This window comes from Nocardia sp. CA-290969 (assembly GCF_050936135.1).
Lineage (GTDB): Bacteria > Actinomycetota > Actinomycetes > Mycobacteriales > Mycobacteriaceae > Nocardia.
Map to the genome: position 1 here is coordinate 7,628,945 of NZ_JBNJNJ010000001.1, position 14,378 is coordinate 7,643,322.

Consider the following 14,378-nt stretch of genomic DNA (forward strand, 5'->3'; position numbering starts at 1 on the left):
ACTATGACGACAGTCGCCGAATATCTTGCCTCGGTCGCGATCCGGGGAATCAACGAAGGCATCGGTCAAGCCGGCGTCACGCAGTCCTTCAACGCCACCCCCGCAGACGGGTCGCTGGAGCTGCCGGTGGGCGCGCAGGGCGCGGATGGGCCGACGGGGCCGGATGCGCCGCCGTTCCGGTGGGAGGGCGATATCTCCGACCCCGGCGCCCTGTCCGCCCTGGCTCCAGATCTCAGGCCGGTGCATGCAGGGAAGGCGTGGCGGGTCGAGTCCACGAACACGCTGATGTACTGGAACGGGACCAACTTCGACGCGTTCCCCGACGCCTTCGGCGCGGCCGGGCCCACCGGTGAACTCAACACCCTGGCACTCGGCACTGTCACCACCGGTGCGGCGGGCAGCGATCTCGTTGTCGAGGTCACCGGCACACCGCCCACGCAGACGGTGAACCTCACCATCCCCCGCGGCGTGCAGGGTTTGCAGGGGCCCCTCGGCAGTCCGGGCCCGATCCGGGAGGCCGCCGACTATCAAGAGTCGGCGGAGCCGGTGGAGGGCGCGGTGCCGATGTGGGATGCCGTGGCCGAGAAGTGGGAGCCGACCCCGGCGCCCGGCTGGCGTGGGCCGTGGACGATCACCGAGGCCACGGCCTGGGACGGCGGGGCCGGGTTCGCGGCGTCGGCGAGCAACATCTCCACCAACCCGAACACGATCGCCATCGTCAACATCCCCGCGCAGGACGTGGATTGGCGGCCGATGGTCCTCGGCGGCGCACAGGTTCGCGGAGGCGGTGGATCGCCGTCGACTCGCCTGGATTTGGAAGCCTGCATTGGCTCCGCGGCCGGACAGGTCGTGTCGGTCGGCGGCGGCTTGTCCGAGCCGTACTGGTGGTACAACCAGCTGATTCCCCAATATCAGACGTCGGCGATGACGCCGGCCTCGTCGGTGGGGGTCATCGCGGCGGGGGCGTCGGCCGCGATCCATCTCGTGCTGCGCCGCAATCAGGGGTCCGGAACCTATTCGTATTCCCGCACGTACGCACATGTCGCCGTGTGGGCTGTACCCGCGACGGGGGCACCGTGACCGAGGTCTACAGCAACGACGTCACAGTGACGATGCGGGGTGTGGGCGACCCGATCGGCCTGCCCTACACCGTCAACCCCCTGGAGCTCGCCGAACGCGATGCACTCATCGAGGTCCGCGAAGGACCACAGGGTGATCCCGGCCCGCAGGGCGCACCAGCGTGGCCGTGGGCATGGCAGGGGGACATCGCCGACTTCGCGACCCTCGAAGCGCTACCGCTCACCACCGCCGACGCCCGCAAAGCGTGGCGCGTGGTGGCCGAGAACGCGCTGTATGTCTGGACCGGCGTCGACTGGGTGCGATTCCTGGACGCTTTCCAAGCCACCGGGAAACAGGGCCCGCCCACCACACTGACCGGCGTCGCGGCCGCTGGGACTGTCGGGTCATCGGCGGCCGCCGAAATCACCGGCGACGCCCCGAACCAGACGCTGTCGATCACCTTCCCGCGCGGCGCCGTGGGCGTACAGGGCGACCCGGGCACAGCGGGAGCGATCGCCGACGCCGAGGACGTCGCCGACCTCACCGACGCCAAGGACGGATCGGTCCTGTCCTGGTCCACCACGGACGACCTGTGGCATCCGACGCCGCACCCGAAACTCCTGGGCCCGTGGTCGATCGCCGGCAGCCAGTTCGCCGGCGCCTCGAACGTGTCCGCCCCGGAGCGGGTAGTCGCGACGATGACGCTGCCCGCTCAGCCGGTGGCGTATCGGCCGATCGTCATCGCCGGGCACCTCAGCGTGAAGGTGCACATCGCCAGCGCGGACGACACCCGCATCATCGTGGAGATCCGGCTCGGCTCAGCGACCGGCCCGATCATCGGATTCGGGATGCCGCTCGGCGCCCCGAACTCCACCGACATCCTGCTCAGTCCACGGTGGGAGCAGGCGATCACCCCGGACTCCACCCATGCCACGGTCGCGGCGAACCAAACCGCCACCATCTACATCTCGATCCTGCGTGTCTCCGGCAGCCGCACATACACAGTGGTCACGCAGGGCGCGCAGCTCATCATGATGGCCCAACCCCTGAAGGATCAGACGTGAGCGAAGAGGTCCACTTCAAGGCGGGGCAAGTCCCGCAGTATCAGGCCAGCGGGGTCGACGGGGTGCAGGTCACCGAGAAGTGGAAACGCTTCATGCAGATGGCGGTCGACGGGAAACTCCCGGACCCCGGGGACGTGCCGCAGATGGACCCGAACGTCCGCACACTGGCTGAGGATCTCGTGGTAATCCACCTCCCGGAGTGGCGGAACCCGGCCGGCCGGGTGATGGCCGAGCCGACGACAGTGCACACCCAGAACGCGCCCCGCATCGCGCAGTACTTCCACGACCGCGGCTGGCGCCACCATCCCGAGCTCGAAACGGTGCGCTGGCGGCCGACGCCCGGGGGCCCGCCCGGCGTCTACGACCAGGGATTGCACATTCACCCGGACGAGGACGGTAACTGGCCGGACCCGGACCCGGAGGACTTCTACGACTTGGACGACATCAAGGTCGGCCCGCTGGAGGACGGACGCTGGGCAGCTACCCACCCGCGCGGACTGCAGTTCGAGGCGGACACGAAATCCGAAGCCTATGAGGGCATCGTCGGCGTGCTGCGCCGCAAGATCGAGGAGGCCAAGAATGTCCTGGACGGGTGATCCCGTATGGCTGGCGGACGTGCTCCGCGCCGAGGGCCTCAAAGTAATCGAGCACGAGGGCTGGGAGCGGCGCGGCCACGGTGACTTCCGTGATATCCGCGGCGTGCTGTGCCATCACACCGCGGGTGGGGGGCCGAACGACTGGCGCGTCGTGCAAGACGGGCGCCCCGGGCTTGCCGGGCCGCTCGCGCAGCTGGTCCTGGAGAAGGACGGCACCTATCGCGTGGTTGCCGTCGGCGTCTGCTGGCACGCCGGCCGCGGCTCGTGGCCGGGCTGGCCCACCGACAACGCCAATTACCACACGATCGGTATCGAGGCGGTCTCCCGCGGCACCCCGCCGTGGGACTGGACGCCCGCACAGCTCGACGCCTACAAGCGCGGGTGCGCGGCGATCCTGCGCCGAATCGGAAAGTCCGCGGCCACGGGATGTGTAGCGCATCGCGAGTACTCCAGCGAGGGAAAGATCGACCCGGCAGGCATCGACATGAACGCCTTCCGCCGGGACGTACAGGCATTGATCGACAAAGGATCCGGAGGAGGAGCCGACATGGCATTCCTGGACGAGAAGTTGAAGAACCATCACGGCCAGGAGGTGACTGTTCGCACGTTGCTGCAGTACCTCGACAAGCACGCCGGACTCGCCCTGGATCAGGCGGCCGGCCCGAAGACCGCGCAAGGCGCCAACTTCCCGGGCTGGGATTTCCTCGGCAACCGCACCACCGCCGAGGCGCTCGGTGCGATCGGGGCGGCGCTGGATATCCCCGGGTTCCGTGATCCGCAGGCCGACGAGACGGAGGCGAAGAAGTGACTGCACTGAAGAAGTGGTGGAACGAAGAACCGATCGCCAGCCGCATCGGCCCCGTGGTCGCTCTCATCGCAGGCTATCTGCTCTACAAGGGCGTCATCGACGCTGCCACCGAAGAGCTGGTTATCGGCGTCGTTGGCCTGCTGCTCGGCGGCACCGCCCTGGTCTCGGCGCGGTCGACGGTGTTCCCGTTCGCGAAGCTCGGCGCGGCGGCCCTGGATGCGATCCGCGGTGAACGCCTACGCGATCGGCCGAGTGAATAGTGCTCGAAGGAGCGGCGCTCGGAGCCGTTCCCTGGGGCGATCTCGGACTGGTCAGCTTCAGTGCGGTGCTCACCATCACCTGGCTGCGCATGATCATGTCCGGGAAATTCGTCCCCCGCGAACAGGTCGATCTCGGCTATGCCGACCTACGCGCGCGTATCGAGTACCTGGAGCAGGCCAACACTACGAAGGACCAGACGATCGCTGAGCAAGCATCGCAAATAGCGAAGCTGACAGCGCAGGGCGACCTGTCGGTGCGCATGCTCGAGTCCATTACTGCCTATGGCACCAACGCCCGGTCGGGGAGTGGTCATGTGGCGTCGGCGGAATAAGCACGTAGAGGAGTCGGAGGAGTTGCGGAGGGCGCGGGCCGAGAAGGAGCGCGCCGACCGGCAGCTCGAACACGTGCGACGCAATGGTGAAGAGGTCGACCGGGTTAGTGGCGCGGTCACGGCTTACATCGTTCGCAATGGCTTCGGGGAGTCGATCAACAGGACTTTCACACGGAGGGCAGCGACATGATGCGATACATCGGATTGACGACCACCGCCATCGCCGGCACGGCGGCCGTGTTGCTGAGCCCGGACAAGGACCTGGTCGCCAATGTCATCCTCACTGGTGTCGCCGTGGTGTCGTGGGTGTTCTGCCTCCTCTATGTGACCCGGTCGAATTGGCGGGCGGAGGCGACTGGGCGGGCGATCTTGCGGATGGTGCTGTGCATCGCCGCCATCTGCACGCAGGGTCTGGTGACGATCCTGACGGACTACAACTACTGGGGCCGGGAGATCTTCCGGCCGATCATGCTGCTTTTCGTCGGCGTGGCCGTGGCGGACCTGCTGTGGACGCTGATCCGGATACAGCGGGGACGACCCACCTTCCAGCCGGTTGGACATTGGAGGAACAAGTGGCATCACTGAACCCACTGCGGTACGGCAAGGTCGTCGGCCGGTTCCTCGCGAACATCAGCGATGGCCCGGACATCGAGGACCTGCCGGAGTTCCCACCGCTGTCGGGGACGCTGACGTTCACCGCGGGCGCGCCGAAGGTTCTGGTGGCCACGGCCGAGCCGGACCCGGCCACGTATGTGCAGCTCCCGCAGCACTACAAGGTGAGCCTGGACGAGTTCGGCTATCTGACATGGCGGGGCGACCGTGGCGTGAAGCTGGTGGCGCCCACCGAGGACACCACCAACCCCAGCGGCTGGACGTGGAAGGTCACGTTCGATCTGAACTACGAGGGCACCCCGGTCCCGATCGCGCCGTTCTCGTTCAATGTCCCAGAGTTCATCCCGGGCCCGGACCCAGAGAACCCCGATGAGGACTCCGAAGGGCTCGTGGATCTCACCCTGGCCTCGCCCGTCCCGGCGAGTAATGGGGAGGCGGTCGTCCGCGGCCTGTCGGTGGTGGATGTCGAGCTGATCGGCAATGCCCTCGAATTCATCCTGGACAACGGGGAACACCTGGACCCGGTCACCATCCCGCAGATCGAGGAAGCAACCGACGCGGCGGCCGCGGCTGCGGCGAGTGAGAGTGCGGCCGAGACTGCGGCGGCCGATGCGGCGGCGGCGGTCAACTCGTTCGACCTGAACGTCGGTACCGTCACTACCGGTGCGCCGGGAGCGCCCGCCACCGCGAATGTGTTCGGCGGGCCGCCGGCGTGGACCCTGGATCTCACGATCCCGAAGGGCGACACCGGCGAGACGGGTCCACCCGCCCCGGACGCCACCGACACCGTGAAGGGCATCCTGCAGCTGACCGGCGACCTGGGCGGCACTGCGGCCTCCCCGACCGTCCCCGGGTTGGCGGGCAAGGCCGACACCGTGCACACCCATGTGGCCACCGATATCACGGACTCCACCGCCACCGGTCGCGGTGTGCTCACCGCAGCGAACGCGGGCGCTGCCCGGACGGCGATCGGCGCCGGCACGTCCAGTCTGGTTCTGGGGACGACCGCGGGCACGGCCTGTGAGGGCAACGACAGCCGGCTGTCCAACACCCGCACCCCGACGACGGGCACCGTCCCGTACGACATCTGCTTCCCGGCGTTCGGCAAAGACACCACCCGTGCGGCGAGTTCGGCCGGCGATCTCCCGGGCGGGCTGAAACTGCAGCGGGCGGCGACGTTCACGTCGGTCACCTATCGGGCAATCACCGCCGACGCCTCCGGCAACCTCACGGTGGAGCTGCGAAAGAACGGCGTCACGGTCGCCGGTACAAGTGCGGCGATCGCCGCGGCCGACCAGGTCGCGGGCGGGACCGTCAGCGGATCCTGGTCCTTCGCGATCGGCGACATCCTCACCGTCTACATCACCGCGGTAGGGACCACGCCCGGCAAGGGCTTGGTCGCCGATATCACGGGGCTGGCCTGATGCCGTGCATCGTGGTCGGCGGCGTAGGCGGATCGTTCCTGCCGTCCGGGATGAACAAGAGCAGCAACCAGACCATCCCGAACTCCACCCTCACGCAGATCATCAACTGGACCGCCGATACAGCGACCTTCCCGGGATCCTCGGTGTCCAGCAATGGCCTGGTTGCTCAGCGCAATGCATCCGCGGCAACCCTCGCGGTGGAGTGGTCCGTGCAGAACTCGGGGTTCACGGCTGTCACGGTCGAGGTCGATTTCCGGGTCAACACAGTTTCTCTCGGAGCGCCATTCATCCAATCGTTCGTGGTCGACGGCTCCTCGACGCAGATCAGGACCGCCTCGGTCGCGGGGATCGCGCTCGCCGAGGGCGATGTCGTGACGGTGTGGGCTCGCGGGGTGTCAGGCGGCGGAACCCGAACCCTGCAGACCGGTGGGTGGATGCGGATCACGCAACCCTGATCAGGGCCCGGGCATCCACACCGAATCACCGCGGGAGCCGACGCACACCATCGGTGTCCCGTCCGCGGTTTCGGCTACCCCCGATTCACTCATGTCACACGGGGAGCCTTCCTCGCGGACTCCGATGAATGGCGCGCTGTTGACCCACTTCGATGTGGGGCCGCCGGCGTAAGCGCAGCGGAGTTGCCCGCCGGAGGAGTCGAGCGCCCACGTATCGGTGCTGGTGTCGCAGGATTCCCCGGCTTCCGGGTAGCTGATCTCCTGGGTTTCGATCACCACCGGCGGGGGTGGCGGAGTTGTGGTGGTTGTCGGCGCGACCGTGGTGGCGGGTGCGGGCGCTGTCGCCAGACCGGGCAGCGGGATCTTCACCGATTGCGGCGCGACGGGCACGAACTTGATGTTCTCGATGGTCGAATCCGGCTCGGCGACCAACGGCTGAAACACCACCGCGGTCGGCGGGCTCTCCACCTTCACCAACGCCCAGCCCTCAGTCTTGGATCGCGGATCGGATCTGGCGATCTCGGGATAGGTGGGGTCGCACTCCGATTCGATGGTGGTGTGCTCGACGTCCCGCGTGTAGCCGCCCTCGTCCACGGTCTGCAGTTGGAAGGCGTCCGGCGCCGGCAGGTAGATGTCGCCGGGGTTGTCGATGTCGACCCGAAGCCCGAGGACTTGCTCGTCGTCCCAGGTGCATTCCGCGGGCAGCATCACGGCCTCGTGGAATCGGATGGTGCCCACCGTATCCCCGCCGTCGGCACGTGAGAACGTGATCAGCTCGCCGAGCGTCGGTTCTTGGGTGGTGGATGTGCTCGAGGTGGTGGTGACGGATTCGTCTCCACTGCATGCTGTGACGATCGCTGCGGTCGCGAGGAGTGCGCCCGCCAGGCCGTATCTGGCCATGATGTCCCCTGTCTCGGGGAACGATGCCCCCGCTGGTCCTGATATCAGGATCGGCGGGGGCGTTTCGTCGTTACAGGATCGCCAGGGCGGGCCGCCGATACAGCGGCCCGCCCGCCCGTGTCCACCAAGGCACCTCTCATGCCCGAGTAGACGCGGGAGCTTTGACACCCAGCGGCGGCACGGATGCGCCAAGGGCGATGTAGATCCCGGACCACGCGCAACCTCCGGACTTCAGGGGATGCAGCGCGAACCGGTTCTTCTCGACGGTGACGAGCTTCCCGCAACCGGGACAGCCGGCCGCCCGGACTGGGTTGATGGGGATCATCCCGTGGTGGAAGACGTTCCGGAGGATGCCGGCGCGGATCCAGGGCCAGCCACCGCATTGGCAGGGCATGGATTCCCGCACCCGCAATCCTTCCCAGCTACACCGACCGGCCATATTCCGGTAGTGGGGTGCGATGACCCCGTCCCGGATGGGTGCACCGAAGTGGCAGTGGTCTCGGTCTGGGCAGCGGATCACGTCTCCGGTCTCCGCTGGGGTTAAGCCGAGCATGCCGATCGTCACCCATGGACGCTGGCGGCATTCGCAGGTGGCCGGATCGGATGTGATCACGGGGCCGCCACGAGGTAGTTGGCGGCAGCGGTGTAGCGGGGGCAGCCTCGGTGGGCGGCGTGCGCGGACATGACCATGTAGGCGTGGGCGCAGGTGGTGATCGCGTCCTTGGCTCGGCAGGCCGGGGGATGGTCGTCGCGGAGTCCGTCGAGGGTGCGCTGGATCAGGTTGTGGTCGCGGCAGCCCCAGTTTTGCAGTGCGGCTGCCATGGCCCGGTTCCGTGGAGTGCGGACCGGGAGCTGTGGTGTCTCTGTCATCGGAGACCTCGCGTGTTGTGTTGTGGATGTTGTGGTGTTGCGTGGTGGTTTGGCACCCCAGGCCGGAGTCGGGGTTACCGGCCCGGGGTGTTGCATCCAAGATTCGTCCGCTGTTCATCAGCGGAGGGACAAAACTTTTGGCACCATGGTGAGCAGGGGCAACGCAGGATGTGAGGACCATGAGCGCAAAGCAGAAGAACGACGGCGTGGGGGCGCGCGTCGCGGAAGAACGCAAGCTCGCCGGCTGGACACAAGCCCGGCTCGCCGCCGAGGCGAACGTGTCGCACTCCCTGGTCAAACAGGTCGAGCAGGGCAGGGTCCCCGCATCCCCCGCCTTCATCTCGGCGTGCGCCCGGGCGCTCAAGGTGGGCGTACCGGATCTCCTCGACCAGCCGTATCCGAGGGACAATCACGACGAGCACATGGTGCACGCGGGAATCCCGGACGTCCGCCGGGAGCTGGCGGTGTACCGGATCCCGCCGGACGATGTCCCCCCGCGGTCGATCGATGACCTCGCCAAGGATGTGGCGCGGGCGTCGAAGCTGCGGCACCTCGTGAAACTGGAGGAGCTGGGCAAGCTACTCCCGACGCTGCTCCACGATCTCCGCGTGGCGTGGTACTCAACCGATGGCCCGGAGCAGGAGCGGGTGTTCGGGCTCCTCGCGGAGGCGTACGCGGCGACCTCGCAGGTGGTGTACAAGCTCGGCTACATCGACCTCGCGTCGCTGGCGGTGGACCGCTACGAGTGGGCGGCCGCGCAATCCGGGGACCAGCTCGCCGTCCTGGCCGGCGACTACCAGCGGGCCGGGGAGATGATCTGCGCCGCCGACTGGACGGGCGCGGAGAAGTTCCTGGAGCAGTCGCGGCGGCAGATCGAGTCCGAGATCGGCAAGGGCGACCCGAAGGTGCTGTCCATGTGGGGCAACCTGCATCTCAAGTCCGGGCTGGCTGCGGCTCGTGCAGGACGTAGGGATGCCGCGGACGCGCATCTGGCGGAGGCGACCGAGACGGCGGCCCGGATCGGCGTGGACCGTGACGACTACCGGCTGTGCTTCGGTCCGACGAACGCGAAGATCTGGTCGGTCGGCCTGGCCGTGGAAGCATTGGACGGGACGACCGCGGTAGCGCGCGCTCAGGGAATGGAGCTGCCGAAGAACACTCCCAGGGAGCGGGCCGGCCACCACTACATCGATCTGGCGCGGGCGTTCCTACTGCACGGGGATCGGGAGGGCGCGTTCTCTGCCCTTCAGGTGGCGCGGAGGATCGCTCCGACGCAGACCCGGTATCACCCGATGGTGCACGAAACGGTGCGGGCGCTGGCGCGTCAGGAGGCGCGGAGCACGGAGACGCTGCGGAATTTCGTGGCGTGGTGCGGGATCAAGGCGATGTAACCCTGAACGGGGGAGAGCCCGGCTGGATACGTTCCGGCCGGGCTCTCGTCATGTCCGGGGGTCAGAACGGCCAGTTGCCGTCCCGTCCCCGTTCCAGCAGCGGGATCAGATCGAACCCCTTGTCCGACAGTCCGCCGAAGGTGTGCCGGTTCGGTCCGCCCGCAGCGTGACCGTGCCGGTACCCCGCGAGGTTCCAGGTGTACAGCGGCACCGTCGGAGGCAGCACGGCGCCCGGGTCGCCACCCCAACCGGTCTGCTCGTCGGTCAGGATCACCACCCGATCGTGCCGGTCGAACGTCGCCTTCGTAGCGGCTGCGGTCGCTGTGCCGGCGCCGATGAAGAAGCCGTCGTTCTTCCAGCGGGCGATCGCCGACAGCAGCGACTCTCCTGCCCGCAGGTCGAACCGCAGTCCGTGGTTCGAGTAGGAGACCACATCGGCGTGCGCGCAGCGGCGAGCCAGCGCCAGGCCGAACACCACCGCGGCATCCCAGCGCATGAGCGTGCCATCCTTCGAGAACCCCGCGTTCATCGAACCCGAGGTGTCGATCAGGATCAGCGTCCGGCCGTCGAGTGCGGGCACGTTCGACACGGCCGCGTCCAACGCCTGCTCCAGCGGCCACGACCAGCGCAGCGACAGGGCCGCCCGGTAGGCGGACAGGAACCGCATCGGCAGCTGCCGGGACTTCGCCACCTGCTCCGGGTCGGACAGGCGAGCGCCTACGGTCGCGGCGACCGTGTCGGAGACTCCGGCCTGGTCGAAGTTGCGCAGGTTCCGCAGCAGGGCCATGTAGCCCATGGAGGGGATGATCGACTCCCACAGTTCCTTGGTCCAGGGACCGTTCACCAGGGACGGCACAGCCTCCCAGGTGACTCCGGCCGTGGACAGGTGCTCGGCGAGTTCGCCGGCCTCCGCCAGCTCCCGGATCCGGTCGGGTCCGAGAGCACGCAGTACGGTGTTCGCCCGCAGCACGCCCAGCTGCTCGGGGATCTGCAACCCCTCGATGCCGATCCGTGCCTCGATGGCGTACTTGAAAAGGGCGGACTGCCACTCCGACCGCGGGTCGACGTGGGCGAGCTGGATGACGTCGGCGAACCGCACGCCGCGCGAGTCGCTGTCCCACTTCAGGAACGAGCGTTCGTTGTACAACCGGGCTGCCGCGTCGGCGACGCCGCGCTTCACGGCCATGGGGAGCTTGCGTCCGTAGTGGGCGTGCCAGTAGCTGATGAACTCGGCGGGCTCGTCGGCCCGCTGAAGTACTGAGGCGATGAGCGCGCGTGAGCCCGGCTGCTCAGCCGCGAGGCAGGCTTTCGTGCCCTCGGCTGCCAGGGCCAGGGACGCGGAGCGCATGTTGGCCTCACCGCGGAGCCAGCGTGCGAATCGGGTGAGCCAGTCGAAGTCGGTGACGGCAACCTGGCGGACGAGCTGGGAGAACCGGGAATCCCGATCGCCGGCGCTCTCGTAGAAGGTGTTCTCGCCGACCATATTGGTGACCGCGAGGAGGAAGAGTTCGGACTGTGCGTCACGCGCGTACCCGGGCGCACCTTCGTAAGTGGTGCCGGTAGCGGTGGAATCGGTCCGGATCGGAGCATGCCCCACGGGGCGGGCGGTGCTCGTGTTGAACTTTGCCATGTCAGTCCCCTTTGTGAAGGGGGAGAACAACGTCGGAGTCCCGCGTGTGGGTCCTGAGAAATGATCGGTGAAGGACTTGCCCAATTGCTCTACCGCCTGAGCTACAGCAGCAAGCTGCTGGCGGGACTCGAACCCGCGACCCATTGATTAACAGTGAAGTAACCCTCACCTGCGCAGCAGGACCCTACGCGAGGTTTGAATCGCCCGAGAAATAGACGGCAGAAGTGACGTTGGCGTCCTAGGCCACTAGACGACAGGAGGCAAGCCTCCCGGCGGGATTCGAACCCGCGTTACCCCTGTGAAAGAGGAAGTAACTCCCACCTACGCAACGGGCGATTCGCACACTCTGAAGTTGTGCTCCCGAGAAATAGTCGCCCGAGGTACGGATCGCATCCCAAATGTGAAGTAACCCCGGAGCTTCGCAGCGGAAGTACGTCCAATGTAACCCGTCGGCCCGATAATCTCGAGCTGGTTTCGGAGGTGTCCATCACAGCAGATTTATGTCACTACCTGCCAAAACGTGGGCAATAAGAAACGGCGCCCCATCGGAGCGCCGTTTCTTGACGTCTGACCTACCGCTGCCGCGCGAGCTCGTCGAGGATCTCCTCCGGCACCGGTGTCTCCTCCGGCAGCCGGTACAGCACCGCGGACCGGAGGCAAACGTCGCACCGGTAGCCCAGCGTCGTAAGCCCGGCCACGGTGAAACGATCCGTGAGGCTCACCGCGGGGTGCTGGCAGTCGTACATCAGCTGAGCACCTGGCGCAGGACTTGCCCGTACGGGTCGACCTGCAGCGCGGTCCGGTGTTCCTTCTGCACGATGGCGATGATCGGCCACACGAACAGCCAGCACCCGCACGTCACGAGCGACAGGATCAGGTGCAGGGTGTGGTTCGGTTTCGAGCCGCGCACGATGACCGCGGTGGTGTCGGTCTGGGATTCGACGCGACCGCCGGCGGCGACCTCGGAGGCTACGGCCATCGCCATGGCCTGGCGGCGGGCGTCGAGGGACTGCTCGGTCAGCTGCGGCTGCCACTCGGGCAGGGGCATGGTCGGGTCGCTCATTTCGCGGCCGTCGGGGTGAGCAGAACCTGCACCATCTCGATACCGGCGATGACCGCGGTGGGCCCGCCGACGATCAGGGTGCCGAGGACTCCGCCGATCCCGGCGCCGGTGACGCCACCGGTGAGGCAGCCCAGCGGGATGAACACGAGGGTGGGGCTGGTGACGACTCCGCCGATCGCGCAGCCGAGCACGAACCCGGTGCCGGCGCCGATCAACGATCCCGCGGTGGTGGCTACGCCGACCTTCGCCGACCACGAGGACATGGCGGCGTCGTTGTCGGCCTGGCTGGCGATCTCCTGGGCGGCCGGGGTGCCTGCGGGGGCGGCGGGTATGTCCCGGAGCAGCGGGACGGTGTCGTCGCATCGGACGTCAGCCATGACCCCGAGGGCGTAGCCCTGAGCCATGGGATGGGGGTAGTCGGTGGCGAGGAGGTCGAGTGCGGCCCGTTTGCCCTCGGCGGTGGGATCGTTGCGGAGGGTGTCGCACACCTTCGTGGAGTAGCCGGGGATGTCGACGGGGTTGACGCCGACGAGGCGGAGGCGGGCGTCGATCTGGAGGGTGTGGTCGATGCCGGGGATGGGTGCGGCCTGCGCGGGCAGGGCCCCGGCGGTGGCGGCTGTAGTGGCGAGAGCAGCAGCGGCCAGAGCCTTACGGATACGCATGATGTTGTGGGTTCCTGTCGTGTCTGAGGACAGTTGATAGCTGTTGATGCCATCAACCACTGAGCGGAAACCCGCAGGTCGCGAGGAGGTGCCGAAAGTTTCTCAGAATCCTTAAAGTGCAGGTCAACCCCGAAAAACCAGCGAAAAGCAAGGGGTTCGATTCCCCTTAGCTCCACTCGTCGGAGGCTCATGCTCATGGAGAGCATGAGCCTTTCTCGTTTCGCCGTGTTTTGTGGGGGCGAAGCCCCCACGCCCCACCCGGCGGGGCTTTCGCCCCCCCCGGATCCCCAATCGGAGATGCTTTACGGAGTGACGTTGCGGCTTCCTGCTGCCGTTGTCGCGGAGATCCGCTGTTCGCGCTCTCCATCAGCGTCCGTGCCCCGGAGATCGCCGGTGCGCAACCAGCGGACCCGCGTCGATCACCATTGCGGTTTACTCCGGATCCGCTCGGTGTTCGAGCGTTCGAGCAGCCACCCCGTGTGAACCGGAACCGCGGTGGCCGCGGGGCGGGTTGTGTTGCGGGCCGGGATGTCCGGGTGTGATCTACTCCAAATCGCAAACGCAATAGTGCGTTTCTGCGGCGGTCGGTGATGTTCATCAACTATTGTCAGCGACTGAACAAAGCCAATCCGATATGCGGTACGACCGAATCGAGAGCCGATCATGTTTGAACAGAGTGTGATGGTGCCGGGTGACGTTCGACGGGGGGCGCAGGTGGGGCCCTCGCGGGGCGGATTGCCGACAGCTACCCAGCTGCTGTGCAGTTTCCAGGGGACCAAATTCGCCGATCACGACCTGCTGCGTTCGGCTCATGCGCTGGCCGTGCTGCACACCAGCCGGGCGGGGATGAACGATGCGCGGCTGGTGGCCGAGGTGGACAATCGCCGCCGGGAACTTGTGGAAGATATCGACGACTGGGTCCACGAGCGGGCGCCACTACGCCACGACGGGCTGATCCATATCGAAACGCTGGGAGCAGTGATCGATCGCATGGCCTGGGGCTGGGTGGATGCCAACCAGGCGGTGGAAACCGATGGCGCACGTGATCACCACGCCCGGAAGCGATGGCACCGCCTGGCCGAATTGATCGACGGCTACACCGAACTGATCACCGATGTCGTCGGCGGCCGCCGGCGGTTACCCGCCCGGGTGTGAGGAAGTGCTGGTGCCCGGCCGCTACGGCCCGGCACCGGAAGCGCCGCGGCCGGCCATGGAATCAGGCCGGGGCCGTGCCGTGGCGTTCGGTAGCAAT

Annotated in this window: 18 protein-coding genes and 1 tRNA gene; 12 read left to right on the forward strand and 7 right to left on the reverse strand. The window is 67.2% G+C overall.

The window, feature by feature from the left end; all coding sequences use genetic code 11:
• Positions 1–3: 3 nt before the first annotated feature.
• From ACQEVO_RS34935 to ACQEVO_RS34980, 10 genes are all read left to right on the forward strand, one after another.
• Positions 4–1,080 (forward strand): hypothetical protein, encoded by a 1,077-nt coding sequence (locus tag ACQEVO_RS34935; protein ID WP_432921659.1) that lies wholly within the window; start codon positions 4–6, stop codon positions 1,078–1,080.
• Positions 1,077–2,123: a hypothetical protein gene (locus ACQEVO_RS34940; protein ID WP_432921662.1), complete on the forward strand. Its 1,047-nt coding sequence runs from the start codon at positions 1,077–1,079 to the stop codon at positions 2,121–2,123. Before ACQEVO_RS34935 ends, ACQEVO_RS34940 begins: the two co-directional genes overlap by 4 nt.
• Positions 2,120–2,719 carry a hypothetical protein gene (locus ACQEVO_RS34945; RefSeq protein ID WP_432921665.1) on the forward strand — a complete coding sequence of 200 codons (600 nt, stop codon included), beginning with the start codon at positions 2,120–2,122 and terminating at the stop codon, positions 2,717–2,719. Before ACQEVO_RS34940 ends, ACQEVO_RS34945 begins: the two co-directional genes overlap by 4 nt.
• Positions 2,703–3,527, forward strand: coding sequence for a peptidoglycan recognition protein family protein (locus ACQEVO_RS34950; protein WP_432921668.1), 825 nt, complete (start codon positions 2,703–2,705; stop codon positions 3,525–3,527). The genes ACQEVO_RS34945 and ACQEVO_RS34950 overlap by 17 nt, the downstream gene beginning before the upstream one ends.
• Complete coding sequence (locus ACQEVO_RS34955) at positions 3,524–3,787, forward strand: hypothetical protein (protein ID WP_432921671.1); 264 nt, start codon at positions 3,524–3,526, stop codon at positions 3,785–3,787. Before ACQEVO_RS34950 ends, ACQEVO_RS34955 begins: the two co-directional genes overlap by 4 nt.
• 65 nt (positions 3,788–3,852) lie before the next feature.
• Entirely contained in the window at positions 3,853–4,119 is a 267-nt protein-coding gene (locus ACQEVO_RS34960) for a hypothetical protein (RefSeq protein WP_432921674.1), read from the forward strand.
• Positions 4,100–4,309, forward strand: a complete 210-nt coding sequence (locus ACQEVO_RS34965) for a DUF7620 family protein (protein ID WP_432921676.1) — start codon at positions 4,100–4,102, stop codon at positions 4,307–4,309. Before ACQEVO_RS34960 ends, ACQEVO_RS34965 begins: the two co-directional genes overlap by 20 nt.
• Entirely contained in the window at positions 4,306–4,704 is a 399-nt protein-coding gene (locus ACQEVO_RS34970) for a putative phage holin (RefSeq protein ID WP_432921679.1), read from the forward strand. Before ACQEVO_RS34965 ends, ACQEVO_RS34970 begins: the two co-directional genes overlap by 4 nt.
• Entirely contained in the window at positions 4,692–6,155 is a 1,464-nt protein-coding gene (locus tag ACQEVO_RS34975; protein WP_432921682.1) for a hypothetical protein, read from the forward strand. The genes ACQEVO_RS34970 and ACQEVO_RS34975 overlap by 13 nt, the downstream gene beginning before the upstream one ends.
• Positions 6,155–6,610, forward strand: coding sequence for a hypothetical protein (locus ACQEVO_RS34980; protein ID WP_432921685.1), 456 nt, complete (start codon positions 6,155–6,157; stop codon positions 6,608–6,610). The genes ACQEVO_RS34975 and ACQEVO_RS34980 overlap by 1 nt, the downstream gene beginning before the upstream one ends.
• On the opposite strand, the gene ACQEVO_RS34985 is transcribed toward ACQEVO_RS34980, so the two are convergent.
• Complete coding sequence (locus ACQEVO_RS34985) at positions 6,611–7,510, reverse strand: hypothetical protein (RefSeq protein WP_432921687.1); 900 nt, start codon at positions 7,508–7,510, stop codon at positions 6,611–6,613.
• Positions 7,511–8,119: 609 nt separating this feature from the next.
• Positions 8,120–8,332, reverse strand: coding sequence for a hypothetical protein (locus ACQEVO_RS34990; protein ID WP_432921690.1), 213 nt, complete (start codon positions 8,330–8,332; stop codon positions 8,120–8,122).
• Positions 8,333–8,559: 227 nt separating this feature from the next.
• Between ACQEVO_RS34990 and ACQEVO_RS34995 the strand changes: the two genes are divergently transcribed.
• Positions 8,560–9,771, forward strand: coding sequence for a helix-turn-helix domain-containing protein (locus tag ACQEVO_RS34995; RefSeq protein ID WP_432921693.1), 1,212 nt, complete (start codon positions 8,560–8,562; stop codon positions 9,769–9,771).
• A gap of 61 nt (positions 9,772–9,832) precedes the next feature.
• On the opposite strand, the gene ACQEVO_RS35000 is transcribed toward ACQEVO_RS34995, so the two are convergent.
• The 5 genes from ACQEVO_RS35000 to ACQEVO_RS35020 form a co-directional block, all read right to left on the reverse strand.
• Positions 9,833–11,401, reverse strand: coding sequence for a TROVE domain-containing protein (locus ACQEVO_RS35000; protein ID WP_432921696.1), 1,569 nt, complete (start codon positions 11,399–11,401; stop codon positions 9,833–9,835).
• A gap of 263 nt (positions 11,402–11,664) precedes the next feature.
• Positions 11,665–11,735 (reverse strand) — tRNA-Ser (locus tag ACQEVO_RS35005).
• Between the two features lie 238 nt (positions 11,736–11,973).
• Complete coding sequence (locus ACQEVO_RS35010; protein ID WP_432921699.1) at positions 11,974–12,147, reverse strand: hypothetical protein; 174 nt, start codon at positions 12,145–12,147, stop codon at positions 11,974–11,976.
• A complete protein-coding gene (locus tag ACQEVO_RS35015) occupies positions 12,147–12,464 on the reverse strand; it encodes a hypothetical protein (RefSeq protein ID WP_432921702.1) in 318 nt (105 codons plus the stop codon). Before ACQEVO_RS35015 ends, ACQEVO_RS35010 begins: the two co-directional genes overlap by 1 nt.
• The gene (locus tag ACQEVO_RS35020) at positions 12,461–13,126 is read right to left on the reverse strand and encodes a hypothetical protein (protein ID WP_432921705.1); all 666 of its coding nucleotides are present in this window, start codon (positions 13,124–13,126) and stop codon (positions 12,461–12,463) included. The genes ACQEVO_RS35015 and ACQEVO_RS35020 overlap by 4 nt, the downstream gene beginning before the upstream one ends.
• A 663-nt stretch (positions 13,127–13,789) precedes the next feature.
• On the opposite strand from ACQEVO_RS35020, the gene ACQEVO_RS35025 reads away from it, so the two are divergent.
• Positions 13,790–14,281: a DUF4254 domain-containing protein gene (locus tag ACQEVO_RS35025; protein ID WP_432921708.1), complete on the forward strand. Its 492-nt coding sequence runs from the start codon at positions 13,790–13,792 to the stop codon at positions 14,279–14,281.
• The last annotated feature ends 97 nt before the right edge of the window (positions 14,282–14,378 follow it).

What these genes read in the sequence shown, in the direction of transcription:
- ACQEVO_RS35025 (WP_432921708.1), top strand. Translation starts at nt 13,790, where the DNA reads ATGTTTGAACAGAGTGTGATGGTGCCGGGTGACGTTCGACGGGGGGCG.
- ACQEVO_RS35015 (WP_432921702.1), bottom strand. Translation starts at nt 12,464, where the DNA reads ATGAGCGACCCGACCATGCCCCTGCCCGAGTGGCAGCCGCAGCTGACC.
- ACQEVO_RS34970 (WP_432921679.1), top strand. Translation starts at nt 4,306, where the DNA reads ATGATGCGATACATCGGATTGACGACCACCGCCATCGCCGGCACGGCG.
- ACQEVO_RS35020 (WP_432921705.1), bottom strand. Translation starts at nt 13,126, where the DNA reads ATGCGTATCCGTAAGGCTCTGGCCGCTGCTGCTCTCGCCACTACAGCC.
- ACQEVO_RS34980 (WP_432921685.1), top strand. Translation starts at nt 6,155, where the DNA reads ATGCCGTGCATCGTGGTCGGCGGCGTAGGCGGATCGTTCCTGCCGTCC.
- ACQEVO_RS34965 (WP_432921676.1), top strand. Translation starts at nt 4,100, where the DNA reads ATGTGGCGTCGGCGGAATAAGCACGTAGAGGAGTCGGAGGAGTTGCGG.
- ACQEVO_RS34950 (WP_432921668.1), top strand. Translation starts at nt 2,703, where the DNA reads ATGTCCTGGACGGGTGATCCCGTATGGCTGGCGGACGTGCTCCGCGCC.
- ACQEVO_RS35000 (WP_432921696.1), bottom strand. Translation starts at nt 11,401, where the DNA reads ATGGCAAAGTTCAACACGAGCACCGCCCGCCCCGTGGGGCATGCTCCG.
- ACQEVO_RS34995 (WP_432921693.1), top strand. Translation starts at nt 8,560, where the DNA reads ATGAGCGCAAAGCAGAAGAACGACGGCGTGGGGGCGCGCGTCGCGGAA.
- ACQEVO_RS34935 (WP_432921659.1), top strand. Translation starts at nt 4, where the DNA reads ATGACGACAGTCGCCGAATATCTTGCCTCGGTCGCGATCCGGGGAATC.
- ACQEVO_RS34985 (WP_432921687.1), bottom strand. Translation starts at nt 7,510, where the DNA reads ATGGCCAGATACGGCCTGGCGGGCGCACTCCTCGCGACCGCAGCGATC.
- ACQEVO_RS35010 (WP_432921699.1), bottom strand. Translation starts at nt 12,147, where the DNA reads ATGTACGACTGCCAGCACCCCGCGGTGAGCCTCACGGATCGTTTCACC.
- ACQEVO_RS34990 (WP_432921690.1), bottom strand. Translation starts at nt 8,332, where the DNA reads ATGGCAGCCGCACTGCAAAACTGGGGCTGCCGCGACCACAACCTGATC.